Genomic DNA, 26,226 nt, shown 5'->3' with positions numbered 1-26,226 from the left:
AAAGAAACGGAGGGAATGAAAATGAAACCAAGATCATTAAAAAAGATGACGGCACTTATCGTGGCGCTTGCCATGCTCCTTGGCATGGGTGTGTTCGCAATGGCCGAACCGGCTTTGCCGGAAGTGGTCTACGGCGATGAGAATCACATAATGTTCGGGGCCGCCGAGGCGCCCGGTCAGCTGCGATACGCTGTGGCGGAACCCGTTTGCACGGCAGATTTCCAACTGGTCGGACTGAAACTTGTTGACAGCGTGTCTTTCTATGAATTTGACGGCGATCTGGGAGATTATATAGGATACACCATCGGCGCAAATAATACCATAACCTTCGAGCTCCACAGCGCGCCTGACGGTTCGGAGCTGCCCCCAGGATATTACGACTGGTGGTTCGAGCCTCAGATCATAGGAAACGTCGTATTTAACGGAGAAGACGGCAACGGGTATCTCCGCGTTTTGGCAGACGGAGGAGGCGGCGGAACCATAGAGGGCGACGCCGTGATAGCTTATGAGCCCGACTCCATTGAATTCATCGTTGATGAGGGGTATACCGAATCGCCAAGCGACAGCATGGAAATAATGGCGTACGAAATTACTGCGGCGTCCGAAGTCGATGTGCAGTATGCGGAAATGACTCCCTGTACGTATGATGCTGAAAATACGCTGCTTTATTATTTATCGTGGGAGTCAAGCGGTAATAAGACCACCTTTAGGCTTTCCGAAGGTCTTGATGCGGGCACGTATTCATGCGATTTTGAAGCAATAAACGTAGAATGTGAGGGTTATAACTGTTATCTGGGCGATACGCCGTTTACCGTGTCGGTCACTGTGAACGCAACGGACAATGAGCTGTATACCGAGTTTACGCCCGATGAATTATCGTTCGACGTTGAAAAGGGAAATACGCCGACGATCGAAAGCGTCATTTCCGCGTCGGCACGTTATTATTCCGACGACAGCTATGCTGAAAATACGTATATCTCGGCTTATACCACAGAACTCGTATCGGCCACGGCTCCTAATGGCTCCAACCTTGCCGGGATAAACCCGATGCAGTATATAACCGTAGATCGCGGTACGACGATGAGCGTTTTGACCGTAGACATACGCCCCGCGTCTATGCCGGCGGGATCTTACGTATGGATGTTGACCACTATAGTTACGGGCGATTGGAAACCGTGCGACTCCGACCCTGTATATATTTATCTCAATGTAGGCGGGGGCGGCGATGACGATATCATAGTAAGCTGCGACCCGAATGATTTAAGTTTCAGCGTGAACGAGGGCTACGATAGTGTAAGCCCGCAGGAGGTCAAGGTAAGCGTTAAAAACAGCATGGGGAAAATGCTGCCGTTTACGCTCGGACGCCGTCACACGGTAAAGGCTTTATATCCTCAGACGGCTGACTTCAGTGAGTATGTTGTGTGCGAGAACAGCGTAAGCGGCGACGCATTGAACGTTTCGCTTGATCCGGGGCTGCCTGAGGGAGAATATGTTTTTGAGATATATCCCCATATAGGATATAACGGAAACGACGTAGGTGTGCCGTTTAAAATAAACGTTACGGTTTCGGCCGGCGGAAATTCGGGTACCCTTATTGATGCGGATACGGGTGAATCCGTAAATTACGCGCTGGAGGACAGCGCCGTTAACGTCACGGGCGACGTTGCGGCAGAGACTCCAGTATATGTTGCCGTATACAATGAAAAAAGCCGGCTTATTTCGATCAAGATACTCAGCGCGCCCGGCAGCGCAGACGTAAGCGGCGGCAGTACGGCAAAGCTTTTGTGGATAAATGCCGACGGATTCAAGGCAAAGAGCAAATTCGCACTATTGTATTTAAGCTGATCGCTGCGAAAGTTTATTAAGTTACAAAAAAACCGCGCACAGGTGAATGCCTGTGCGCGGTTTTTATGAGCAAACAATAAGCCGGGTTCTGTAATAGACGACCATCTATCTGGGACGCGCGTTGCCGCGCGCCTCAAGCCTTTTCGGGGAGAATTGGCCGGACGTCGCCGCGCTTTCGCGCCTCTCCCGTTAGTTGCTCCGGGTGGGGTTTACATGGCCGGCAAGTCGCCTATGCCGCCGGTGAGCTCTTACCTCGCCTTTCCATCCTTACCTGCCGCGGGGCAGGCGGTCTATTTCTGTTGCACTTTCCCTAAAGTCGCCTTCGGTGGACGTTATCCATCACCCTCGTCCTGTGGAGCCCGGACTTTCCTCATGCGGACTGTCCCGCACGCGGCCGTCTCGTTTGCTCGAATAAAGTTTATCTTAAAAGACACGCCCTGTCAATGAGATTTTCCCGGGGCGTTTTGCATGGGTCATTTAAAATGTTCAAACTATATTTACAATTCAACTTAAATTTGTTATTGACAAACGGCGCGAACAGTGGTAAATTATTGTTAGCACTCAAGGAAAGCGAGTGCTAACATGAAGATCCTGTGGGATCTGGGAGGTGAGCCCTTTGGAGCTTGGCGACAGGAAGAAAAAAATATTACAGCTTATAATTGAGAGCTATATCGAAACTGCGGAACCGGTGGGCTCGCGCTATATCGCAAAGAAGAACGATCTTTCGCTTTCGCCCGCGACGATAAGAAACGAAATGGCCGATCTTGAGGAAATGGGTTATCTTGAACAGCCTCATACCTCGGCGGGACGCGTTCCGAGTCAGGCGGGATATCGGTTTTACGTGGATCAGCTGATGGAACGCTATTTTATGACTATGGCCGATATGGAGCGCGTAAATCAGGCGCTTAAGCTTCAGACGGAGGAAATAGATAAAATAATATCGCGCGTATGCCAGGTAATGAGCGACGTTACCGACTTCACAACGGTAGCCGTAACGCCTAAGCACGATAAGAGCCGTATCAAGAAGCTCGATCTTGTAATGATAGATGCGCACAGCTTTCTTGCGGTTATAGTTACCGACAGCGCAGTTGTAAAAAACAAGCTGTTTCGCACGTCCGACAAGATAGATGAGCGAACGCTTAAGATGTTTTCGGGCATATTAAATCAAACGCTTGCAAATATTAGCATAGGAAGCATAACGTTTGATATGATAAATTCACTTAAACGGGCAATGCCGGAATATGCAAACGAGCTCGTGCCGGTCTTAAATTTCGTTCACGAGGTCGTAACTGAGCTTGACCGCTCGAATTTATATATGAAGGGCGCGAACAATATACTTAAATACCCCGAATTCGCCGATCTCGACAAGGCGAGAAGCTTTATAGAGTTCCTTGAGGACGGAGAGGCTGTAAGCGAGATAATAAAGAGCGTTCCGGGGGACGCCGAGCAGACAAGCATAATCATCGGCAGCGAGAATAATAATCCTCATATGGAGGGTTCAAGTCTGATACTCAGGACATATAAGATAGATGATTCGTCATACGGCTGTCTTGGGCTTATAGGACCTATACGCATGGACTACAGAAAAGCCGTATCGGATATAGAATATTTCGGAAGAAGGCTGAGCCTTCTGTTTGAGGAGATATTCCACGGCGGCGAGTCTTAGAGAAGAGATAAATAATTTACTTCAGGGAGGGAATATAAGTTGACAGCAAACGAAAAAGACAATCTGGAGAAGGAAAACATGGAAAACACAGAGGAGAAGAACGAGGAAATAAACGAAAACGATGAAATAAACGAAACTGCAGCCGAAGAAAACGGCGCAAACGAAGCCTCGGCAGGCGAGAGCGAAGAGGGCATAAAGCCCGACGAGACAGCGCGCATGCGCGAGGAGATAGCCGCTTTAAAAGATTCGCATCTTAGGCTTATGGCCGAGTATGATAATTTTAAAAAGCGGACGGCAAGGGAAAAAGAGGCGCTGCTTTTTGATGCAACGCTGATATGTATGAACAAATTCCTGCCGGTTTTAGACAATCTTATACGCGCAAAGGATACGCCGTGCAGCGACGAGGCGTATAAAAACGGCGTGGACATGGTGTTCAAAAGCTTTAACGAGGCACTTGAACGCATGAACGTAAAGAAGATAGACGCCTTAAACGCTCACTTTGACCCGAATTTCCACAATGCAGTCATGCATGTGGAAGGCGACGAGTATCCCGAAAACACAGTTGTAGAGGTGTTCCAGGATGGATATGTAATGGGTGAGCGCGTTATAAGACCCGCCATGGTAAAAGTGGCGAACTGACATCGTATAAAAAATAAATCTAATCATAAAGGAGATATGCATCATGGGAAAAATCATAGGTATAGACCTCGGAACGACTAATTCGTGCGTAGCCGTTATGGAAGGCGGCGAGTACGTTATCATCCCTAACGCAGAGGGAGCAAGAACTACCCCGTCCGTTGTTGCGTTTTCAAAGACGGGCGAAAGAATGGTGGGCACCGTTGCAAAGCGTCAGGCTATTACAAACCCCGACAGAACGATATCCTCCATTAAAAGAGAGATGGGCTCCTCTTACAGAGTATCGATAGACGGCAAGGATTATACTCCGCAGGAGATATCCGCGATGATACTCCAGAAGTTAAAGGGCGACGCAGAAGCATACCTGGGCGAAAAGGTGACTCAGGCGGTCATCACCGTTCCGGCGTACTTTTCAGACGCACAGCGCCAGGCGACCAAGGATGCAGGCAAGATAGCCGGTCTTGACGTGCTCCGTATAATCAACGAGCCTACGGCTGCCGCATTGGCTTACGGCCTTGACAAGGACCACGAGCAGAAGATAATGATATACGACCTTGGCGGCGGTACGTTCGACGTATCCATACTTGAAATAGGCGACGGCGTATTTGAAGTTCTGGCGACGGCCGGCAACAACCGTCTCGGCGGCGACGACTTCGACCAGAGGATAATGGATTATCTTGCAGATGAATTCAAGCGCGAGAACGGCATTGACCTTCGCGGCGACAAGATGGCAATGCAGAGACTTAAGGAAGCGGCTGAGAAGGCAAAGATCGAGCTTTCCGGCGTTACCACGAGCAATATAAACCTGCCGTTCATAACTGCTGACGCAAGCGGCCCGAAGCATCTTGACGTAACGCTTACGCGCGCTAAGTTCAACGAGCTTACGGCTGACCTCGTCGCAAAGACGATAGAGCCCGTTAAGCGCGCGCTTTCCGATGCGGGTTTGAGCGCTTCGCAGATAGACAAAGTGCTCCTGGTAGGCGGCTCGACCCGTATCCCCGCCGTACAGGAGGAAGTAAGAAAGATAATCGACAAGGAGCCCCATAAGGGCATAAACCCGGACGAATGCGTAGCTGCGGGCGCAGCAATACAGGGCGGCGTTTTAGGCGGCGACGTAAAAGACCTGCTCCTTCTCGACGTAACTCCGCTTTCGCTCGGCATAGAGACGCTGGGCGGCGTATTTACTAAGCTTATAGACAGAAACACCACCATTCCGACAAAAAAGAGCCAGATATTCTCGACAGCCGCAGATTCACAGACGAGCGTTGAGATACACGTTCTTCAGGGCGAACGCGAGATGGCGCAGTTCAACAAGACTCTTGGACGCTTTGTTCTCGACGGCATTCCGCCGGCGCCGAGAGGCGTACCGCAGATCGAGGTTACGTTCGATATCGACGCGAACGGTATAGTTCACGTATCGGCTAAGGACCTCGGCACCGGCAAGGAGCAGCGCATAACCATTCAGTCTAATACGAACATGTCCGACGCTGAGATAGACAAGGCCGTTAAGGAAGCCGAAATGTTCGCAGAGGAAGACAAGAAGCGCAAGGAAGAGATCGACGTACGCAACAATGCGGACCAGATGGTATATCAGTCGGAAAAGACGTTGAAAGAAGTTGACGACAAGCTTGACGCAGGCGAAAAAGCAAAGGTACAGGCTGCTATCGATAACGTAAAGGAAAAGCTCAAGGGCACCGACAGTGACGCTATAAAGGCCGCTACCGAGGAGCTTTCAAAAGCGTTCTTTGATGTTTCGCAAAAGATCTATCAGAACGCTCAGCCCACGGGCGACCAGGGCGGCGCATCTTCGTCCGGCGGCAAGGCTCCCGGCGGCGAGGATTTTGTTGACGCCGACTTCACGGAAGTAAACGACGACAAAAAATAATTGTTGAATTTACTTCATAATTAGTTTACAAAATCGCACTTTACAATAAGAGTATTTTTAAATATAATACTTAAATGTTGTAATACGCATGATCCGCTTTTTTGGCGGGTCATGCGTGCGAGTTCCGTATGACGCACAGTTATAACGGAGCGGAAGGGGTTTTGTGTATATGGCGGAAAAGAGAGATTATTACGAGGTGCTCGGCGTTGAGCGAAGCGCCGACGACGATACCATAAAAAAAGCATACAGACGTCTTGCAAAAAAGTATCATCCCGATCTGCATCCGGGCGACAAAGAAGCCGAGAATATGTTCAAGGAGATAAACGAGGCTTACGAGATACTCTCCGACAAAGACAAGCGCTCGCGCTATGACCAGTTCGGCCATGCGGGAGTCGATCCCAATGCACAGGGAGGCTTCGGAGCGGGCGGCTTCGATTTTTCCAATATGGGCATGGGCGGCTTCGGCGATATATTCGAGTCGTTCTTCGGCGGCGGAGGCTCAAGAAGAGGCGGCCCCATGCGCGGGGACGACGTACAGTACGGTATAAACATATCGTTTGAAGAAGCGGCATTCGGCTGTAAAAAAGAGATAGACATAAAGCGCATCGAGGTATGCTCCGAATGCGAGGGCACGGGCGCGAAGCCGGGCTCATCTGTGACTACGTGCACCGTATGCGGCGGCACGGGTCAGGTACGCGTTCAGCAGCGCACACCGTTCGGCACGTTCGCTTCATCGCGCCCGTGCGATTCGTGCGGCGGACGCGGCCAGGTCATAAAAGAACCCTGTCCAACATGCAAGGGCAAAGGCAGGGTAAGGCGTTCAAAGAAGATAGAGGTATCCATACCTGCGGGCATCGATTCCGGACAGACGATATCCATGAGAGGCCAGGGCAGCGCAGGAGCAAAGGGAGGCCCGGCGGGCGACCTGCTTATAACGATAGGTATACGGCCTCATCCCATATTTGAACGTCAGGGTCCGGACGTTATCCTGGATTTCCCGATAACGATTGTTCAGGCGTCCTTGGGCGCGGAACTTGAGGTGCCTACGCTTGACGGCCACGTCAAGTACAATATGCCGGCCGGCACGCAGAACGGCACCGTTTTCAGACTGAGGGGCAAGGGCATACCGTATATCCGTTCCAAGGGGCGCGGCGATGAATTCGTTAAGGTGAACGTAGAAATACCGAAGAACCTTACCGAACGTCAAAAGGAGCTGCTTCGCGAGTTTGACCGCACGGGCGGAGGCTCGTATGAGCGAAACAAGAATTTCCTTGATAAACTCAAAGACCTTGCGAATAAGGGCGCCAAGCAGACGCGAAAGGCAAAGGATGCAAAAGAATAAAAGAATATGGCTTCGGCGGAACACACTTCGCCGAAGCTTTTTTATGCGGTAAAGGATTATATTTTTATAAAAATCGAAAAAACCGTCACAAATAAATTGCTATAGTCATAGAATTGTAGTATAATCATTAAGATATGTAGCTTTTAACACAAAAATCTGATTATTATTCTTAGGAAGTGGTTTTTTTGGAAAAAAAGACGGTACTTATTTTATTCGGCGGACGTTCTAGCGAGCATGAAATATCTCTGAGATCCGCCGCAACGATTCTTTCAAATATAGATTATAACAAGTATACGGTAGTAAAAATAGGCATAACCCGCGCCGGAAATTGGCTTATGACATGTGCCGATGCTGAAAAAATAAAAAGCGGCGCCTGGGAAGATCTGCCTGACAACCGCACGGCTTTTCTGCCTCCCGACCCGAACGCCAAGGGCGTGTTCATCCACAACGGCGACGGCACGTATGAGGTCGTAAAGATAGACGTTGCCTTTCCCGTACTCCACGGCATGTACGGTGAAGACGGGACGGTGCAGGGGCTTTTTGAGCTGGCGGACGTACCTTATGTGGGCTGTAATGTCACATCGAGCGCCGTATGCATGGATAAGGTATGCACAAAAATGATGCTTGCGGACGTAGATATAAACCAGGCAAAGTGGATACATTTTACTTACCGTGAGCTGAAGCTCGCTTTTAAGGCTTGCCTCGATCACGCAGAGCAGAAGATAGGATATCCCGTATTCGTTAAGCCGGCTTCGGCAGGCTCGTCGATAGGAGTAAGCCGCGCAAAGGACCGCGAAGAGCTTTCCGCAGCGTTAAAGCTTGCGATGCAATACGATTCAAAGGTCATCGTTGAGGAGGAGATAAGAGGGCGAGAGCTTGAAGTGGCGATAATCGGAACAAAGGCCCCCTTTGCTTCAACATGCTGCGAGATAATAAAGGGCACCGAGGTTTATGATTACGACGCGAAGTACAACAACGACACGGCGCAAACCTTTGCCAAAGCCCGCATGGATATGGAGAAGGCCGACGACGTACGCATGGCGGCTCTAAAGGTGTACTCCGCGCTGGGCTGCACCGGTATGGCGCGAGCAGACTTTTTCTACGATGCCGAAAACGATAAGATCATCTTCAATGAAATGAATACTATACCCGGCTTTACGAATAAAAGTATGTTCCCTCAGATGATGGAGGCGTCATGGGGATTTTCGATAACGCAGCAGGTAGATATGCTTATTGACGACGCCTTTGAACAGCATACGCAAAGGGGCAGACTGAAAATATGAATAATCGTGCGATAGGCGTGTTCGACTCCGGACTTGGCGGTCTTACATGCGTTAAGGAATTAAAGCGCCTCATGCCTAACGAGTCGATAATTTACTTCGGAGATACGGGACGCGTGCCTTACGGTACGCGCTCCCGCGAGACGATCATTAAATACGTAGGTCAGAACATACGCTTTTTAAAGACGTTCGGCGTAAAGCTCATAGCCGCAGCCTGCGGAACGGCGTCTACGCTCGCTTTGGACGAGGCGCAGGCGGCTGCTGGGGATATACCCGTTATAGGCGTAGTGGAGCCTGCGAGCGAGGCCGCGCTTGCCGCCGCGCAAAACGGCAGGATAGGTATTATCGGTACGCCCGCAACAATAGGCTCGGGCGCATACGAACGAACGCTCAAAAGCCTTCGTCCCGACGTATATACGAAAAGTGCCGCGTGTTCGCTTTTTGTTCCTATGGTGGAGAACGGTCGCTTCGGAAAGGACGACCCGATAATAAAAATACTCGTTGACGAGTATTTAAGGGACATAAAGGAAGCGCAATGCGATGCGCTCATACTGGGATGTACGCATTATCCGCTTTTAAAAGAGGCGATAGCCGAATATCTCGGCGAAGGCACGGCGCTTATCGACAGCGGAAGGAGCGCGGCTTTGAAGATATCGCGCTTTATAAGCGAAAACGGCCTTGCCGCAGAGAGCGCAAAGCCCGCGCGCTTTTTTGTGAGCGATGCGAACGTATATAATTTTTCCGCGCTCGCCGGGATGTTTTTGGGAGAAGACATAGGCGGAGACGTTGAAAAGATAGATATAGAGAAGTATTAGGTTACGGAAAGAAAGCAGATATGAAAAAAGATATGATAATCTCCATAAAGGGGACGCAAAGATATGACAATGCATTTGACAAGATAGAGCTTATAGTAAGCGGAACTATGGAGTCTCAGTCGGGGAAATATTATATAAAATACGACGAATCCGATGAAACGGGATTTAAGGACTCCACCGTAATGCTCGAAGTTGAGGACGACAGCGTGCTCATGCGCAGGAAAAGCCGCGCTGCAAATACGGAGATGAGATTTAAAAGCGGCGAGAAGCATATATGCCATTATGATACGGGATATGGAATAATGAATATGGGCGTTTCGACAAGGCGTATAAACAACGCTTTAAAAAGCGACGGCGGACGACTGTATATCAAGTATTCAATAGATATAGACAATACGCACGCGGGAAACAATACGTTTGAGATAATATTAAAGGAGGCCGGAGGCTCGAATGGTAAATCTGATAAAATCAGCTAAGGAAGAAATAACAGCGCTTCTTATGGGGGCGCTTGATGAGGCACAGAAAGAAGGACTCGTACCGCATATAGAGGGGATAGAAGTCTCTTTGGAGAAGCCGAAGGAAAAGTCGCACGGCGATTATTCCTGCACGTTCTGCCTGCAGGCGGCAAAGCAGTCTAAAATGGCGCCGAGAAAGCTTGCCGAGATACTTGCCGCGCGCATGAAAACGGAGGGGACGTGCGTATCAAAGCTTGAGATAGCTGGCCCCGGATTTATAAATTTCAGCCTTTCTGACGATTACAGGCGCGAGGGCCTTAAGGCGATATTTAAAGATCCCTGTAGCTTCGGACGCACCGATCACGGCAAGGGCAAACGCGTTATGGTGGAGTTCGTTTCAGCAAATCCCACCGGCCCCATGCATATGGGTAACGCAAGAGGCGGCGCTTTGGGAGACTGTCTTGCCGGCGCGCTTTCATGGGCGGGCTACGACGTTACGCGAGAGTTTTATGTAAACGACGCGGGAAATCAGATAGAAAAGTTCTATCGCTCGCTCAAAGCTCGCTATACGCAGATCATTTTAGGCGAGGATGCATGTGAATTCCCCGAGGACGGATACCACGGCGAAGATATAAAGGCGCGCGCGAAGGAGTTTTATGATATACACGGCGATAAATATCTTAACGTCTCCGACGAAGAGCAAAAGGAGGCGCTCGTAGGCTACGCGCTTACGAAGAACGTCGAGGCGTTAAAGCGCGACCTTGAAAAGTATCGCATAACTTACGACAACTGGTTCTTTGAAAGCACGCTTTATGAAAAGGGAGAGGTACAGCGCACGCTTGAGATGCTTCGAAAAAAGGGACTCACATATATTTCCGAAGGAGCGGAGTGGTTCGCGCTTACTAAGCTGGGACTTGAAAAGGATGAGGTGCTCGTTCGCGCGAACGGCATACCCACGTATTTTGCAGCCGACATCGCATATCACAGAAACAAGCTAGAAACGCGCGGTTTTGACTGGGCGATAGACGTATGGGGCACAGACCATCACGGACACGTGGCCAGAATGAAGAGATCGCTCGACGCCGTAGGCCTTTCGGGGGACAAGCTCGACGTCGTACTCATACAGCTTGTCCGCCTCGTGCGCGGCGGCGAGGTGATACGCATGTCAAAGCGCACCGGCAAGGCTATAACGCTTACAGATCTTCTGGAGGAAACGTCGGTAGACGCGGCGCGCTTTTTCTTCAATATGCGACAAAACAGCTCGCACCTCGATTTCGATCTTGATCTCGCTATCGAGGAAAGCAGTCAGAACCCGGTGTTCTACGTGCAGTATGCGTATGCGCGTATCTGCTCCATGATGGGTGTGCTCGAAAAGGACGGATATAAGCCGCTTTCGCCCGATAAGGTGGACTTCTCGCTCCTTCGTGAAGAGGAGGAGCTTGACCTTATAAATCACCTTAACGCTCTGCCCGAGGAAATAAACGAGGTGGCGCGCACGCTTGACCCGTCCAGGCTCACGCGATATATTATAGAGCTTGCGACGCTGTTTCACCGCTTCTATAACGCTCACCGCGTAAAGGTGGAGGACGAGGCGCTGCTTCATGCTCGTTTAAAGCTTGTAGAAGCCGTAAGAATAGCAATGAGCAATATATTAGGCATACTTAAAATAACGGCGCCCGAAAAAATGTGATAATGATCGTTTTATAGGAGAAAGACAATGAAAAAAAGAATTATAAGCCTAGTTATGGCTTTGGCGCTCGTATTTGCGCTAAGCTCTCAGGCTTTTGCTTCGGACAAGGATTATACGCCTGAAGAGCTTTATGAAAAATATACTACCATAAGAGAGCTTTATGAGTTTTATGAGCTTGACGGCGCGAACGCGGGAGAACTTTTGGACTCCGTAGTAAAGCAGATACTTTCTACGAATCCGGAAACGTTCGAGGATCTAATGAACGCCATGGTAAAAACGCACGAGCAGTATTCGGGCTATTATGACGCGGACACATATGAAGCGGCTTTCGGAGATACCGAGTATTACGGTATCGGCGTTATTGTCAAGGTGGATGCTTCCGACTATATAACCGTGGTCACGGTTTATGACGAAAGTCCGGCAAAAGAGGCCGGAATACTTGAAGGCGACAGGATCGTTTCGGTAAACGGCGAGGACGTATCTTTTGCTTCGATAGAGTATACCGGCACGCTTATCCGCGGCGAGGCGGGAACGAGCGTGAACCTGGGCATATACAGACCGTCGGAGGATAAAACGCTTTCTTTGAGTGTAAAGCGCGGCCCCGTATCAACGCCGTCCATCTCGTGCTCAATGATAAAGGACGACGTTGCATACATATATATAAAGGGCTTTGACAGCTTGGATACGGTGCTCGGTTTCTGCGAGATACAGGACATGCTTTCACAAAACAATATAGAAAAAGTGATAATCGACGTTCGCGCAAACCGCGGCGGCAGCGGAAACGTTGTTTTGAATATTTTAAATCAGATGATAGGTGAAGAGGGAGTCCTCATGGCCGATTTCAGAACGAGCATTGCAACGACAAACAGCTTTTCCACGGGAGTGGGAAGACCGTTTGAAAACCTTGTTGTGATAGCAGACGAAACGTCGTTCAGTGCAGCGGAGATATTTGCAGGCGTAGTTAAGGACTTAAAGCTGGGCATACTTGTCGGAACGACTACGGGCGGCAAAGGCGTAGGCCAGAATCATATGGAATTTGAGGACGGAAGCGTGCTTTCGCTTACGATGACCGAAGTAATACTGCCCGTTACTGGCAAATATCACGGCGAAGGTATAACGCCCGCCGTAAGAGTGGAAAACGAGATGAGACGGCCCGCTATGCCGGAGCTTACGGAGTTTAAATATACTTCTCAGATAAAGCCCGGCTCCGAGGAGTCGAAATCGAGCGATGTTGTACGCGCCGTTGAGGAAAGACTTAATATTTTAGGCTATCTTACGAACGTACCGGACGGAAATTACGATGTTCGTGCGCAGAACGCCGTAAAAGCGTATCAGAAGGCGCATCATATGAATCAGGACGGATACATTTCCGCAACTATTGTAAGATGGCTCTCGGAGGATATAGCCGCATATGCAAATACTCCCGTATTATACGACGACCAGCTTGAAGCGGCGCTGAAAATACTTGGATAATGCATATCTTACGCCCTTTTTGAATTTATATCGTATAAGGGCGTGCGAAGAAGAAATAAAAGTTTCAGGTTGAAACATTAAAGACTTGTTTATCCGCATTGGCGTAAAAAGCGGGCTGCAGTTTTCAAATGAACTGCAGCCCCATTGTTTTTGTTGAGGTTTATTTCTTAGTTACTCTCTCGTAATTCTTTTCGACCAAAGCCCAGTCGATCACTTCAAAGAGCGTCTTTATATATTCGCCCCTTAAATTCTTGAACTTGAGGTAATATGCATGCTCCCATACGTCTATGGCGAGTATCGGCACAAAGCCGGTGCCCTCGATTATCGGATTGTCCTGATTCGGGCTTGCCGAAGCCATGAGCTTTCCGTCTTTATTTGCGGAAAGCCATGCCCAGCCGGAGCCGAACTGACCCGAAGCAAGCGCGGTGAGCTTTTCTTTTAAAGCGTCAAGGCTGCCGAACTCGGCTTCGATCTTCTTTAAAAGCTCGCCCTTGGGCGCCTTCGCGGGATCGGGCGATATGGTAGAGAAGTAGAGATTGTGGTTATAGTAGCCGCCGCCGTTGTTCCTTAAAGCTTTTCTTAAAGCCGCATCCTCGATTTTATCGAGAGAAGCGAGCAGCGTTTCGATATCGCTGTCGGCAACGCCCGCCTTCTGTGCGGCGTCGTTGAAGTTTTTCGTATACGTTGCATGATGCTTTCCGTGGTGCGTTTCCATGGTAAGCGTATCGATATGGGGTTCAAGCGCATTGTAGGGGAAGGTAAGTTCGTACTGTTTAAACATATTTGCATCTCCTTTTTTTAATATCCGTATAATTTGTCAAATTCATCGCGCGTCATACAGTAGCATACATGATCGCGCACAGTGCCGTCGTAAAGCACAAATGCCTTTTTAAGCGTTCCCTCATAAGTAAAGCCGCATTTTTCTATAACGCGCCCCGAGCGTACATTTTCGGGATAGCGGTATATGGATAAAAGCTCGACATGCCAGACATTGAAAGCATATCGTATAACGGCCTTGGCGGCCTCCGTTGCAAGTCCGCGTCCCCAGTAATCCTCGGAAAGCGAATAGCCGAGCATCCGCGCCTTTGAGTTTTGGCGCTTTTCATCGGGATGAAGGCCTATGGTGCCTATCACCTTGTTTGATACCTTGTCAACTACGGCCCATACGTATCCGTTTTCGATAAATGATCTAACGGCCTGCTTTGAGTCGCGCAGCGTTTTATGAGGTGGCCAGCCGGCGTTAGGCCCTACGTTAGGGTTTTGCGAGTATTCAAAAATATCGTTCGCATCCGACCTTTGAAAAGGACGGAGCAGAAGCCTTTCGGTCTCTATTTCATAAAGCATATACATAGGCGGAGGTTTTCAGCGAGAGAGCGCCTCGCGGTATTTTTCGCGCCCCGTTTCGTATATATTGCCGCCGTGAGCATCTACGGCGACTATAGCGGGGAAGTTTTCAACGTATAACTTTTTAACAGACTCGCAGCCGAGATCGTCAAACGCAATGACCTCGCACGAACGAACGCACTTTGAAAGCAGCGCGCCCGCTCCTCCCGTGGCTATGAAGTAGACTGCGCCGTATTTTTTTATGGCGGCGCACACATCCTCTCTGCGGTCGCCTTTGCCTATCATTCCGGCAAGACCTAAAGACAAAAATCTCTCCGAGTAAGGATCCATACGCCCGGAGGTCGTGGGGCCGAGAGAGCCTATTATCTGCCCCGGCCGCGCCGGCGTAGGTCCTGCGTAATATATAACGGCGTCTTTAAGCCCGAACGGCGGCTTCTCGCCTTGGTCGAGCATTGCGGCGATGCGCTTATGCGCGGCGTCGCGGGCCGTATATATCGTTCCGGTAAGGCTTACGCTGTCGCCTGCAAAAAGTGTATTTGCCGCGTCGCGCAGACGCGCAATATCAATTTGTTTTATGTCGTCATTCAATACAGATCAGCCTCCCAAAGCTCAGTTTTGCGCTTTGAATCTAGGCGCCATGTCGTCAAGCAAGGTTTTTGCATCTTCAATGGCGGACATTATCTTTTCAAACTCCGAAACGATGTTGTCGGCGGAACATTTGATGCGATTTTGCTCAGAGGCCGCCTTTGTAAGGTATTCGTCGCAAAGAACGCGCACTCCGCTTATGTATTCGTTCGTTTTATCTACAACCTGAAGACGTTTGTTTTCGGCGTCGGTCATCATCATATCGGCTTCGTTCTGCGCGCGCATGAGCACGGAACCGATGTTCTGCTTTTGAAGTCTGTATTCCGAAAGCTCCGTTCTTGATTCTTCGAGGCTTTGCTTAAGCTGCTCGTTTTCGGCGGTCATATCTTCAAGAGCGCCCTTTAAATGCGCAGCCTCATTTGAAAGCTCATTAAATCGGATCTCCTCTTCCTCCAGGCGCGCTTTGAGCACTTTCGGGTCTTCGCCCGCGTTTATTGAGGAAGTCGGGCTTGCATTATCGAGCCGATCCTGCAATTCCTTGTTTTTTTGAAGAAGCGCGTCGTAAAGCCTTGTCTTGTCTTCAAGCTGTGAATCGAGGGCAGCTATCCGCTCCTCAAAGGCTTCGCGCTCACTGTCTGCTTTGTTTATGAGCATTTCGATATATTCCATTACGTCCTGTTTGTTAAAGCCCATGACGGCAGAGCCGAATTTTACATCGGGATCCATACTTATGCCTCCTTATCGTAAAAAAGCATTTTAATAATAAAGTGTTTCCGAAAAAAAGCACGCCTTCGTTTTTTTGCGGACGAAAGGCGCGCTTTTTTTAAACTATCCTATAACGGAATCGGCTTTGCGGCTCAACTCCTGAAATTTTTGTACGCCTATGACCTTGTCCTGTATTTCTCCGCCCTTGAAGAATATAAGCGTAGGTATGCTCATTACCATATATTCCTGCGCCAAAGACGGCTCCTCATCAACATTTACCTTGCATACCTTTAATCTGCCGTCATAGCTTTCGGCCAGCTTGTCCACCTCGGGTGCGATCATCTTGCACGGTCCGCACCACGAAGCCCAGAAATCGACCAAGACGGGCATATCGGAATTTATTACCTGCTCGTCAAATTCATGCGTTTTAAGATCGAGTATCTTTTCTGAAGCCATATTTTTACCTCCTAAGAAAGCGCCCGAAGATCGGATGCGTTTTTTTCGTTCGTCTTATGCAAACGGATAATATTACTATTATTTCTGTTTAAATTATATCAAAGATGTTCTGAGATTACAACCGTATTTTAAATATAATCACGTCCGTTTATGCAAAAACACGGAGCATATATGTTATGGAAACAGGGATGGTTCTTAAGTGATAAAAAACCTCGGCGTTCATTATGCGTTTCGGGATCTCAAGTTATTAGTAATTAAGTTTTACTATAAATGATAATTTGGTATAGCAATACGTTTTTAACATATAGGTGGTTTATTGGTATATGGAATAAATTAAGGAATTAAAATCAAACTGAAGTAATTATAGTTCTAACTTATTATCAAAGACTTGACAGGTCGATTAAAGTCGAATATGCTTAAAAATGTAATGGTATATATTGGAGTTTTCGATAAACCAAGTAATTATACAACCGATAGTTCGGTACCGAGGTGGTTTAAATGAGAAATCTAATAATATGGTTTTCATTATCTGCCCTCTCGCTTATTGAATGGCTTGTCTCTCAAACTCTTTATGCTTATTACGGATTTGTATGGGCGATATGTTTCGCTGCAGCAGTTTCGGTATGTTTTTGCATATTATTAAATAGCTTAGAAGAACATTTTGCAGTATGTTTTTTTGTGTGGTTAGGTGTGTACTCGCTTATTACGGTATTATTGACGAGTTTTTCTCCGCATAATGGTTTGCTTGAGTGGGGATTTGAAATTACATCCTCATTTGCGTTCTCAGTGATATCTTGCATTATTCGTTATGCTATTACTGTATCTGTGGTACTTGTTTTTTGCCTTATTAAGTTTTTAAAAAGAATCACAAAAAAAGGACGGTAGTTTTCTCTGACTTCAAACGTGTTATTAAGAACACAATAACCAGCAATGACATGGTTGCAAAGTATGATTATGAGGAAGAGCTTGTATATCGTTCAAACTCTAACGGCACGAAGCGGTACTATCTCCATAACGGACACGGAGACGTAATAGATACGTCGAAGCCCGACGGCTCCTAGGGAAAGACGTACGACTACGACGCGTTCGGCGTTGAGGAGAACATAGTATCGTCCGACGCGAACCTTATCCGCTATGCGGACGAGTATTACGAGAAGCAGATAGGGCTTTATTATCTGCGGGGACGGTATTACGATCCTGAGACAGGCAGGTTTATCACAGAAGACCCCGTGAGGGACGGCACGAACTGGTATGTGTACTGCGGGAATAATCCGGTGATGTACGTCGACCCGAGTGGGTATATACGCGAAGGCGGTTATTATACCATAAACGGTGTTTATGGATACTACGCCGACCCGGATGCGGCTGAGTTTGGCAAAAACTCTGATACATATAAGATACTTGTTGATTTGGGAAACCGGTGGACTGCGACATCTTCACAAAGCCAACGGGATGAATACCACGATCTGGCAGAAAGAGCTCGAAAAAATGGACGAATCGGTACACCATATATGTATGGTCAAAATGTTATAATTCAAACATTACATAACAATGCTGATATTGGACTAAAATATCGAAAAGTTTATGATAATGCTTATGATAAAAACATGTTAGTTGAACCATATATATGGTTCGTTGCTATTGAGTTTACATATTGGAATTATAAATACGATGACACTTGGCGATTGCCGCAAGCATATTTAAACAATAATAATTTTGACAATAATTTTGACGGAATTGATTTAACGCTAAAAAACGTGAGGAACTGGATTCCTTGGATATATTTCGACGGAAAGTTGTGGTCGGCAGATAAGTTTTCTAATATGAACTTAGGTTATGTAGGAATTAAAATGGGATACGATAATGAATTGCTGCTCAATTTTGAGACTAAAGACGAAGAAGGAGACATATATGCAATAAACTACGGAATATCATTAGCAAAGAGAGGCCGATGATATAGATGAAAATCAAACATTGCTCGGTTCTAATTTTATGCATTATAAGTAGTATATTGCTACTTGTCATCGACGGATTAAGAGGTAAAGCATCGTATTTAGTAGATCCTTATATATATATCATCTATATATATCATCTATGTGATTTACATAATTATTGCAATTATATCTCTTTTTAAAGTGTTTTCTGCTATAAGGACAAATAAATCAAGAGCTATAGCCGTATCTCTCGTTATTGCAGCTACACTTTTATTATTGAATTTTGGGCCGTATTTATATACAACCTCAAAGATAAACTATAACTTAAACAAAGACAACTATTTAAACTCGGTTGAAGCCTTTAAAAAGGGCGAGTTGGAGCATTACCACGCTGAAGCCAATGTATACGCAGCTTGTTATCCTTTAACATCGTACAATGGACAAATCGTTGTACAGGAACACGGTAATAAATTAAAGATGAAATTTTATGTTTACACTCGTTTTTCAAAAAAACAAATAATTGTCTTTGACTCAACAGATGTAGGAATAGAAGAGACAGATTTTTCTCCAGCTACGAATGTGTTTTTTGAATATGATAATGTAAGAAAGCTTGCACCAAATTGGTTCTGTGCAACACAAAAACATGCGTATCAGTTGATAGATACAGATTAAGTAAACAGTCTTAATACAAACAAGGTAGCCGCTTTGTGGCTTGTTCCAAATTTTGTATATAGTCCGAAGAATAGCGTTAAACAGAGCAAAAATAATATATTTCAGAAGGGCGGATTATCCGCCCTTCTGAAAAAGATTGCTCTGTCAGACCGAGTATTATGTATATGACTTAAGCGGCAACACCGTTCAGACTGTGACATACGGGTATAACAATAACGGCAGCCTTACAAATAAGACGATAAAAGACGGCAATAACGTCGTACAAAGCACGGCGACGTAATAGATACGTCGAAGCCCGACGGCACTTCGGGAAAGACGTATGACTACGATGCCTTCGGCGTTGAGGAGAACATCGTATCATCCGACGCGAACCTTATCCGCTATGCCGACGAGTATTACGAAAAAGTGGCATAGTAACCGCCAAAAAACAACAGAAACTGTGGTCGCGTTTAAGTATGCTTTAAGAATAACGCTTCTTGTTATTGAAATAAGTATTATTTTGTTTTATAATATAACAAAATAAAACAAGTGGGAGGCAGTAAAATGGGTATTATAAAAGCAGCATTAGACGCAGTAGGCGGCACTTTGGCGGATTCTTGGCTCGAAGTCATAGAAGCCGACAATATGAGCGATACGACGGTATTTACCTCGGGAGTAAGCGTTAGAAAGGACGGCAAGCGCGGCTCAAATACGAGCGCCAACGCCGACACCATCTCGAACGGCTCCAAAATACACGTATATCCAAACCAGTTCATGCTTCTCGTAGAGGGCGGCAAGGTCGTTGACTTTACGGCTGAGGAAGGCTACTATACTGTAAACAATTCTACTCAACCTTCGCTTTTCATGGGCGATCTGGGAGCAAGCATAAAGGAGGCTTTCGAGCGCATCAAATTCGGCGGCGTACCGTCCACAGCGCAGAAGGTGTTCTTTATCAACATGCAGGAGATAAAGGGAATAAAGTTCGGAACGAGAAATCCTGTCAATTACTTTGACAATTTCTACAATTCAGAGCTGTTCCTTCGCGCACACGGCACATATTCTCTCAAGATAGTCAATCCGCTTTTATTCTATGCAGAGGCTATACCGAAGAATGCAAAGCGCGTTGACATAAACGATATCAACGAGCAGTACAGAAACGAGTTTTTGGAAGCGCTTCAGACTTCGCTTAACCAGATGTCGGTCGACGGAGTGCGCGTATCTCACGTATCGTCCAAGGGACGCGAGCTTTCAAAGTATATGGCCGACACCCTCGACGAGGATTGGAGCCGTATGCGCGGCATGGAGATACAGTCGGTAGGTATTGCAAGCATTTCCTACGATGAGGAATCTCAGAAGCTTATCAATATGAGAAACAAGGGCGCAATGCTCTCCGACGCTACGATAAGAGAGGGCTTCGTTCAGGGCTCCATCGCGCAGGGCATAGAGAGCGCGGGCTCCAATACGGCAGGCGCGGCCACGGGATTTATGGGCGTGGGTCTCGGAATGAACGCGGCAGGCGCTATGGGCGCGGCGTCCAATACCAATCTTGAGCAGATGCGCATGCAGCAGCAGGCACAGCAGGTGCAGCGCCAGGCAGCCCCGGCTCAGAACGGCTGGACGTGCGAATGCGGCGCAGTGAATACGGGCAAGTTCTGCTCTGAATGCGGAAAGCCTATGCCTGCTCCCAAAGCTGAATGGGTATGCGAGTGCGGCACGAAGAATACGGGCAAATTCTGCTCCGAATGCGGAAAGCCGATGCCCGCAGCCTCCGTATGCCCCAAGTGCGGAACGTCTTTGAACGCCGGCGCGAAATTCTGCCCCGAATGTGGAGAAAAGCTCGCATAACAGTCTTTAAGAGGTGTTATTATGGCTGTATTTACATATAAATGCCCCAACTGTGACGGCGGTCTTGAATTTAACGCGGCTAAACAGAAGTTCGTATGCGAATACTGCATGAGCGAATTTACAATGGATGAGCTAAAGGCTCATTTCAATGAAGAGGAGCTTTCCAAACAGGCGGAACAGGACGCAAAGGAGGAACGGGAGCACATTCACGAGCATACGCATAATGAAGAAGACGGCGATATGCTCATGTACAACTGTCCCTCATGCGGCGCAGAGATAGTTACCGACGCAACGACGGCGGCCTCGTTCTGTTATTATTGCCATAACCCGGTCGTGCTTTCGGGAAGGCTGGCGGGAGAATACAAGCCGGACCTGGTGATCCCGTTTACGATAGAGCGAAAAGAGGCGGAAAACAGGCTTCTTGAATGGATAAAAACAAAAAAGCTTGCCCCAAACGATTTTTACGGCAAGGAAAACATAGAGAAGATGTCGGGAGTTTATTTCCCGTTTTTCCTGGTATCCGAAAAGATCAACGGCAATCTTAATGCAGAAGCGCACAATGTACGCACCTGGATAAGCGGCGACACGGAGCATACGGAAAGAAATATCTACCATGTTGCAAGAGAAGGAACGATAATCTTAAAAAATATAACGAAAAATGCTTTAAACAAAGAAGAAAAGGTGCTTGTAGATAATGTGCTGCCGTTCGACATGAAAAAGTCGAAACCCTTTTCCATGGCGTATCTGTCGGGCTTTTTTGCGGAAAAGCGAAATCTCGAGATAGATTCTTTTAAAGAAGAAATAAAGGCGGAGGTAATGCAGTATACGGAAAACATACTGCGCGATACGCTCGATAATTACGACGAGCTTCACTCCGTTCATGTGGAGACGCACGTTAAGGCCAGGAAAAATCAATATGCGCTCATGCCTGTATGGGTACTTACGTATAAGGGCAAGGATAAGATATATTATTATGCGATGAACGGTCAGACAGGCAAGATATGCGGCGACGTGCCGATATCCATGAAAAAGCTCTTGATAAGATTTTTATGCGTGGCCGCTCCGATATTTGCGGCGCTCTGCATTTTGGGAGGGCTCTTGTTATGATGAAAAAAAGCGTAAAAAGAGCGGCGGCCCTGATTATGATAATGCTTATTGCCGTGCTGTCACTTGCGGCGGCGGGCGCGTCGGGAGATTACGAAAGCGTATACGATTACGCAGGCGTTTTTTCGGATGAAGAGGCGTCACAGATACAAAGCCGAATCGAGAGCGCAGAAAGTCAGACGGGCTTTGATATATCGGTGCTTACGATATACGACGCCGAAGGATATTCTACGAGGACGTACGGCGCGGATTTTTACGAAAGCAAGGGCCTCGGCCGGGGCGTAGATAAAACGGGAGTCATGTACATTTTCGACTTTGACAACGGCGAGATGTATATTTTGACAAAGAGCAAGGCGCTTAATTATCTCACCGACAGCCGAATAAACGATATGCTCGACGAGGCGTATGTTTACGCCGGAGAGAAGGATTATTATAATGCAACGCTTTCTCTCATAAGCGGTACCGTTTATTATTATGAACAGGGAGAGCCGGACGACCTTCGGTATTATGATGAGGAAACGGGCGAGTATTCGCGCCCGAAGCACGGGCTTACGCCTATGTGGGCAGTAATATTCTTAGCGATAGCCGTAGTCGTTGGTCTTATCGTATGTGCGGCTTCGCGCCGCGGGTATACTGTTGCAACGCAGCGCTACAGTTATGATTACAGAGGCAATTCTTCTCTTGATCTGAATGTCAGGGAAGACAGACACATTGACACAAGACGCTCAAGAAGGCGCATTCCGCGCGCATCCGGAGGCGGAGGCGGCGGACGAAGCGGCGGCTTCGGCGGCGGTTCAAGAAGCACTACGTTCCATTCGTCGAGCGGAGGCTCGTTCGGCGGAGGAGGGCGAAAGCTGTAAGAAAAAAAGACTGCTTTTTCTTGCGGTTTGCGGTATAATAAAAAAACAGGCGGATTTTCAAGTCCGCCTGTCATATGTGCCCGTAGCTCAGTTGGATAGAGCGTTGGACTCCGACTCCAAAGGCCGTGCGTTCGATAAGTGAGGCTCCAAGAGTGCGAGCCTGCGGCGAAGCACGATTGGCGAAGCCGAACTTATGCCCGCGCCGAAGGCGCAGGGTAATCGCATCGGGCGATGCGATATAATTAAGTCTTAAACAGAACAAAAGAGATAATAAAAAAACAGGCGGATATTAAAGTCCGCCTGTCATATGTGCCCGTAGCTCAGTTGGATAGAGCGTTGGACTCCGACTCCAAAGGCCGTGCGTTCGAATCGCATCGGGCATACCATCCGAAACAGGCACCCGCATGGGTGTCTGTTTCGGATTATAACGGATGTACACGAGAACGCACCCGTTCGATAAGTGACGCGCGGGGAGCGCGAGGCCGCGCCGAAGCGTGATTGGACGGCGGAACTTATGCCCGTGCCGAAGGCGCAGGGTGATCGCATCGGGCATACAAAAAAGGCTGCAGCGATTTTTATGTCGCTGCAGCCTCTGTATTTTATACTGTGCTTAAGGCGATATCAGCCCACGCCGCCGTCACCGGGATAGTTGGTGAAATCGTAGATATACATGCCGTTCGAGACGGTGACCATATGACCGTCCATCATGCTGAGCTGCGGCTTCCAATCAAGGACGCGGCCGTTTGAGTCTACGATGATGACCTGTGCATCGGGGTAGCTGTCTACCCAGTTGCAGCAGAGAATGAAGGGCTTGCCGGTGTCGCTCTTGTAGAGCACCTCGCCGGTCTCTCCGACCCAGCCGTTCGATTCGTTCATTATCCATTTGTTTACCGTAACTGAGGCGAAGCGGTCGGTGGGGATTATGAGATAGAGTTCACGGCCCCCGCCGGTCTGAACGATCTGACCTGCGGGCAGCTCCCGAAGAAACTCAAAATCCTCCGTAAGTCCCGAGTCCTCAATGACCTGACGCCAGTAATCCATGTCATTGATCATCTCATTTTGGCCGCGCTGGTCGCCAAAGACGCCGACAAGCACCGCGCCGCAGAGAACGTCCTCGTCAAAAAGCACCTGACGCTGTATGACGGTCGGATCCCATTCGCCGCCCCACTGAGCCTGATTGTAGACAAGCGCTCTAAAGAGGTAGGTGACGGTGAGCGCCCTTGAGCAGGGCTCGTTAATGTCGAAGGCGTCTTCAAAGCCCGAAAGCAGTCCCTGATACTCGGCCCAGCTCACAGCGCCGCTGTACCAGCCGTCCGGGAAACGTGCCGAGACAGTGCTTGGAGCGCCGGGCTCCGGTGCTTCCATCGAGCGCCAGAGGAATGTGATGATATGGGCGCATGAGCAGGTCTGATCGGGCGAGAAGGCGGAGGCGGTCGTACCGTTCGTAATGCCCTGTTCCACCGCCCAGAGTACCGGCTTGTAGAAGTAGTTGTTCTCATTCACGTCGGTGAAGGGGTTTGTCTTGGTGTTCGGCTCCGGCTGGCCCATTGCCCGCCAGAGGAAGGTAACTACCTGACCGCGGGTGCAGATGGTGTAGGGTGCGAATTTGCCGTCGCCGACGCCTTGAGTGACGTCGCCGCCCACTGCCCAGAGTACCGGATTATAGAAATAATCGTTGGGGCTCACATCCGAGAAGGGGGAGTAGTAATCCTCCGCCATCGCAGTAGGAACAAAGAGCGAGAGCATAAGAATGGCAACGAGAACAATAGATAAAAGCTTGCATTTCATTGGTTGTTTCTCCTTTCCATATTTCTTTGCGGAATAACTTTGTTTGTTCTCCGTATTATATTCCTCCATAGAAGCGCTGCGGCAGGTACGGAGGGATTTTTAAAGATACTATTATTATACCAAACGATACATGGAGAATCAATATCCTTAAAGCGTTCGCTTTGGCTTTTATCGCCCAAAGACGATCGATCGGCTGCCGGAAGGGCGCGAAAAATACAGATAGAAGAGGCCGAGCGCGAGGCGCAGATGAACGGCAAGGACGTATTTACATATAAATTTGAGAACGGATGGAGCGTTGAGGGCGAGAGCTTTGATGCGCTTACATTCAACTTCGGGAAGCTTACGGCAAGGGATTCGCTTGCGGCTGAGGCAGAGCTTAGGGGCGCGGGCGTAAATATGGTGGTGCCCAAATTTTCGGGCGAGTATCTTATAAGGATAGCGGCGAGGGCATGTGAGACAAAGCGCGCGGACGGCAGGAGGCTGGGAAGCGACGTATTCATGTCGCTTCCGCTTGCGGCGTTTTCGGTGATAAGAAGCGAGACGCGCTCTTTTTTGCTTCGTGCGGGATCGTAGCAGGAGACGGCGGCGGATGGATAAGAAGGCAGTGCCTTCTTATGGCCCGTGGGAACAATACGGGGATTGAGTTCTTCGTATCGTGCTCTCTTAGAGAGCTTGGGCGGTGGATACAGGCGCACAATGAGATCGAGAGGGAGCGGGAGAAGGCGAGGAAGTAAAAAAGCCGGAGCGTTTTGCTCCGGCTTTTGTAACTTACTTGGATCGCGGTCATTTGCCCTACGGCAGAATAATCTTGGGCGGTTTTTTGAAAGGGATCGGGTTCGAGTATTTGTTATAAACGCCTTTAAGAGAATAATGGCAGGAGTCGAAGATGTCTTTGGGGCAGTCGTAGCAATAATGCCCACAGTGCAGCCAGAGATCTTCTTTTTCGAAATCGTTGCAGATATCGTATGTATTTTTTGCGTTTATTCTGCAGTCGTAGCAATTATGCTCGCAGACAACATAAGGCGTAGTTGCCCAAAGCTCTGCTTCGCGCTCTCTTTCTCTCTCTTCCCTGTGTTTTTTTATTAAGAAATATGCTATCGACATTACGAGCCCTCCCTTCATATGAACTAAACAATCATCTATCTATTTATATAATATACCATAGTTAAATAAATGTCAATATATGAAAAAAGGCGAGCATATAAAATGGCGGGAAAAACGTATGAACTCCTTTTCCAACTCAGCGCACAATTGAACGGAGCTTTTGCGACTTCGCTGCAGAGAGCACAGACGGAGTTTGGAAGGTTAAATGCGGAAATAAAGCAGCTTAATCAAGTGCAGAAGGACATGAGTGCGTATCAGAAGCAGCAACAGGACGTTGAGAAGCTTACACAGCAGCTAAAAACCGAGGAAGCCGAGCTTGAGAAGGTCAATAAAGAGTATGAGAAGATAGGGCCGCCTACAGCGGAGCTTGCGAACAGAAAAAAAGAACTTGAGCAGAATATAGAAAAGATACAGACAAAGCTCAAGGCCGAGCCAAAGGCAGGTACGGAGGGATTTTTAAAGGTACTATTATTATACCAAACGATCCATGGAGAATCAACATCATTAAAGCCTCGCTTTGGCTTTTATTTGTAGAGTCGTCAATGATGTGTGACACTTCACCCGAAAAAATATGACGAAGGTTATATGTGCGAATTTGAGAAAGACGAGGAGCCGTAAGGCGAGGGTCTGTCCCAAAATTTGTGTAAAGTCCGAAGCATGGTGTAAAACAGAGCAAAAATAATATATTGCGGGAGGGCGGATTATTCCGGCCTCCCTTTCTTGCAGTATAAGCGGGAACGGAATGCATGTCAAGGGCGGCGGC

The 26,226-nt window shown here is 48.1% G+C and carries 24 protein-coding genes, 1 tRNA gene and 1 other RNA gene; 18 read left to right on the top strand and 8 right to left on the bottom strand.

Annotation, left to right across the window (positions count from 1 at the left end):
• Positions 1-21: 21 nt before the first annotated feature.
• The gene (locus IJG50_08820) at positions 22-1,845 is read left to right on the top strand and encodes a hypothetical protein (GenBank protein MBQ3379942.1); all 1,824 of its coding nucleotides are present in this window, start codon (positions 22-24) and stop codon (positions 1,843-1,845) included.
• A gap of 62 nt (positions 1,846-1,907) precedes the next feature.
• On the opposite strand, the gene rnpB is transcribed toward IJG50_08820, so the two are convergent.
• Positions 1,908-2,255, bottom strand: an RNA gene (gene rnpB, locus IJG50_08815) — RNase P RNA component class A.
• Between the two features lie 206 nt (positions 2,256-2,461).
• Here rnpB and hrcA point away from each other — a divergent pair.
• The 9 genes from hrcA (at position 2,462) to IJG50_08770 (ending at position 13,087) form a co-directional block, all read left to right on the top strand.
• A complete protein-coding gene (hrcA, locus tag IJG50_08810; GenBank protein ID MBQ3379941.1) occupies positions 2,462-3,511 on the top strand; it encodes a heat-inducible transcription repressor HrcA in 1,050 nt (349 codons plus the stop codon).
• Positions 3,512-3,550: 39 nt separating this feature from the next.
• Positions 3,551-4,150, top strand: a complete 600-nt coding sequence (gene grpE / locus IJG50_08805) for a nucleotide exchange factor GrpE (GenBank protein ID MBQ3379940.1) — start codon at positions 3,551-3,553, stop codon at positions 4,148-4,150.
• A 43-nt stretch (positions 4,151-4,193) separates the two neighbouring features.
• Complete coding sequence (gene dnaK, locus IJG50_08800) at positions 4,194-6,032, top strand: molecular chaperone DnaK (GenBank protein ID MBQ3379939.1); 1,839 nt, start codon at positions 4,194-4,196, stop codon at positions 6,030-6,032.
• Positions 6,033-6,201: 169 nt separating this feature from the next.
• A complete protein-coding gene (gene dnaJ, locus IJG50_08795) occupies positions 6,202-7,374 on the top strand; it encodes a molecular chaperone DnaJ (protein MBQ3379938.1) in 1,173 nt (390 codons plus the stop codon).
• A gap of 185 nt (positions 7,375-7,559) precedes the next feature.
• The gene (locus tag IJG50_08790; GenBank protein ID MBQ3379937.1) at positions 7,560-8,657 is read left to right on the top strand and encodes a D-alanine--D-alanine ligase; all 1,098 of its coding nucleotides are present in this window, start codon (positions 7,560-7,562) and stop codon (positions 8,655-8,657) included.
• Positions 8,654-9,469 (top strand): glutamate racemase, encoded by an 816-nt coding sequence (locus IJG50_08785; protein MBQ3379936.1) that lies wholly within the window; start codon positions 8,654-8,656, stop codon positions 9,467-9,469. The genes IJG50_08790 and IJG50_08785 overlap by 4 nt, the downstream gene beginning before the upstream one ends.
• A 20-nt stretch (positions 9,470-9,489) precedes the next feature.
• Positions 9,490-9,945 carry a DUF1934 domain-containing protein gene (locus IJG50_08780; GenBank protein ID MBQ3379935.1) on the top strand — a complete coding sequence of 152 codons (456 nt, stop codon included), beginning with the start codon at positions 9,490-9,492 and terminating at the stop codon, positions 9,943-9,945.
• On the top strand, positions 9,920-11,614 hold the full coding sequence (locus IJG50_08775; protein MBQ3379934.1) for an arginine--tRNA ligase: 1,695 nt from the start codon (positions 9,920-9,922) through the stop codon (positions 11,612-11,614). Before IJG50_08780 ends, IJG50_08775 begins: the two co-directional genes overlap by 26 nt.
• Positions 11,615-11,641: 27 nt before the next feature.
• On the top strand, positions 11,642-13,087 hold the full coding sequence (locus tag IJG50_08770; GenBank protein ID MBQ3379933.1) for a PDZ domain-containing protein: 1,446 nt from the start codon (positions 11,642-11,644) through the stop codon (positions 13,085-13,087).
• A gap of 160 nt (positions 13,088-13,247) precedes the next feature.
• On the opposite strand, the gene IJG50_08765 is transcribed toward IJG50_08770, so the two are convergent.
• From IJG50_08765 to trxA, 5 genes are all read right to left on the bottom strand, one after another.
• A complete protein-coding gene (locus IJG50_08765; protein ID MBQ3379932.1) occupies positions 13,248-13,868 on the bottom strand; it encodes a superoxide dismutase in 621 nt (206 codons plus the stop codon).
• Positions 13,869-13,885: 17 nt separating this feature from the next.
• On the bottom strand, positions 13,886-14,437 hold the full coding sequence (locus IJG50_08760) for a GNAT family N-acetyltransferase (protein ID MBQ3379931.1): 552 nt from the start codon (positions 14,435-14,437) through the stop codon (positions 13,886-13,888).
• A 12-nt stretch (positions 14,438-14,449) separates the two neighbouring features.
• Entirely contained in the window at positions 14,450-15,007 is a 558-nt protein-coding gene (locus IJG50_08755; GenBank protein MBQ3379930.1) for a Fe-S-containing hydro-lyase, read from the bottom strand.
• A 33-nt stretch (positions 15,008-15,040) separates the two neighbouring features.
• Positions 15,041-15,742, bottom strand: a complete 702-nt coding sequence (locus tag IJG50_08750) for a hypothetical protein (GenBank protein MBQ3379929.1) — start codon at positions 15,740-15,742, stop codon at positions 15,041-15,043.
• Between the two features lie 102 nt (positions 15,743-15,844).
• Entirely contained in the window at positions 15,845-16,177 is a 333-nt protein-coding gene (gene trxA, locus IJG50_08745) for a thioredoxin (GenBank protein MBQ3379928.1), read from the bottom strand.
• Positions 16,178-17,280: 1,103 nt separating this feature from the next.
• Here trxA and IJG50_08740 point away from each other — a divergent pair.
• The 6 genes from IJG50_08740 to IJG50_08715 all read left to right on the top strand — a co-directional run bounded on the left by IJG50_08740 (position 17,281) and on the right by IJG50_08715 (position 22,957).
• On the top strand, positions 17,281-18,132 hold the full coding sequence (locus IJG50_08740) for an RHS repeat-associated core domain-containing protein (GenBank protein MBQ3379927.1): 852 nt from the start codon (positions 17,281-17,283) through the stop codon (positions 18,130-18,132).
• Positions 18,133-18,273: 141 nt separating this feature from the next.
• Positions 18,274-18,783, top strand: a complete 510-nt coding sequence (locus IJG50_08735; GenBank protein ID MBQ3379926.1) for a hypothetical protein — start codon at positions 18,274-18,276, stop codon at positions 18,781-18,783.
• Positions 18,784-19,326: 543 nt separating this feature from the next.
• Positions 19,327-20,607: an SPFH domain-containing protein gene (locus tag IJG50_08730; GenBank protein ID MBQ3379925.1), complete on the top strand. Its 1,281-nt coding sequence runs from the start codon at positions 19,327-19,329 to the stop codon at positions 20,605-20,607.
• A 21-nt stretch (positions 20,608-20,628) separates the two neighbouring features.
• A complete protein-coding gene (locus IJG50_08725) occupies positions 20,629-21,714 on the top strand; it encodes a TFIIB-type zinc ribbon-containing protein (protein MBQ3379924.1) in 1,086 nt (361 codons plus the stop codon).
• Positions 21,711-22,571, top strand: a complete 861-nt coding sequence (locus IJG50_08720; GenBank protein ID MBQ3379923.1) for a TPM domain-containing protein — start codon at positions 21,711-21,713, stop codon at positions 22,569-22,571. Before IJG50_08725 ends, IJG50_08720 begins: the two co-directional genes overlap by 4 nt.
• Before the next feature lie 309 nt (positions 22,572-22,880).
• A tRNA-Arg gene (locus tag IJG50_08715) sits at positions 22,881-22,957 on the top strand.
• Between the two features lie 235 nt (positions 22,958-23,192).
• On the opposite strand, the gene IJG50_08710 is transcribed toward IJG50_08715, so the two are convergent.
• On the bottom strand, positions 23,193-24,359 hold the full coding sequence (locus IJG50_08710; GenBank protein MBQ3379922.1) for an S-layer homology domain-containing protein: 1,167 nt from the start codon (positions 24,357-24,359) through the stop codon (positions 23,193-23,195).
• A gap of 39 nt (positions 24,360-24,398) precedes the next feature.
• Here IJG50_08710 and IJG50_08705 point away from each other — a divergent pair, with 39 nt between their 5' ends.
• Positions 24,399-24,932 carry a hypothetical protein gene (locus IJG50_08705; protein ID MBQ3379921.1) on the top strand — a complete coding sequence of 178 codons (534 nt, stop codon included), beginning with the start codon at positions 24,399-24,401 and terminating at the stop codon, positions 24,930-24,932.
• Positions 24,933-25,151: 219 nt separating this feature from the next.
• Here IJG50_08705 and IJG50_08700 read toward each other — a convergent pair whose 3' ends face one another.
• On the bottom strand, positions 25,152-25,463 hold the full coding sequence (locus tag IJG50_08700) for a hypothetical protein (protein MBQ3379920.1): 312 nt from the start codon (positions 25,461-25,463) through the stop codon (positions 25,152-25,154).
• Between the two features lie 102 nt (positions 25,464-25,565).
• On the opposite strand from IJG50_08700, the gene IJG50_08695 reads away from it, so the two are divergent.
• Positions 25,566-25,997: a hypothetical protein gene (locus IJG50_08695; protein MBQ3379919.1), complete on the top strand. Its 432-nt coding sequence runs from the start codon at positions 25,566-25,568 to the stop codon at positions 25,995-25,997.
• Positions 25,998-26,226 lie beyond the last annotated feature (229 nt).

The sequence above is a fragment of the Clostridia bacterium genome (assembly GCA_017405765.1).
Classification (GTDB): domain Bacteria; phylum Bacillota; class Clostridia; order Oscillospirales; family RGIG577; genus RGIG577.
Note: the sequence above shows the minus strand (reverse complement) of the source record. Positions and strands in the feature narration are given on the sequence as shown.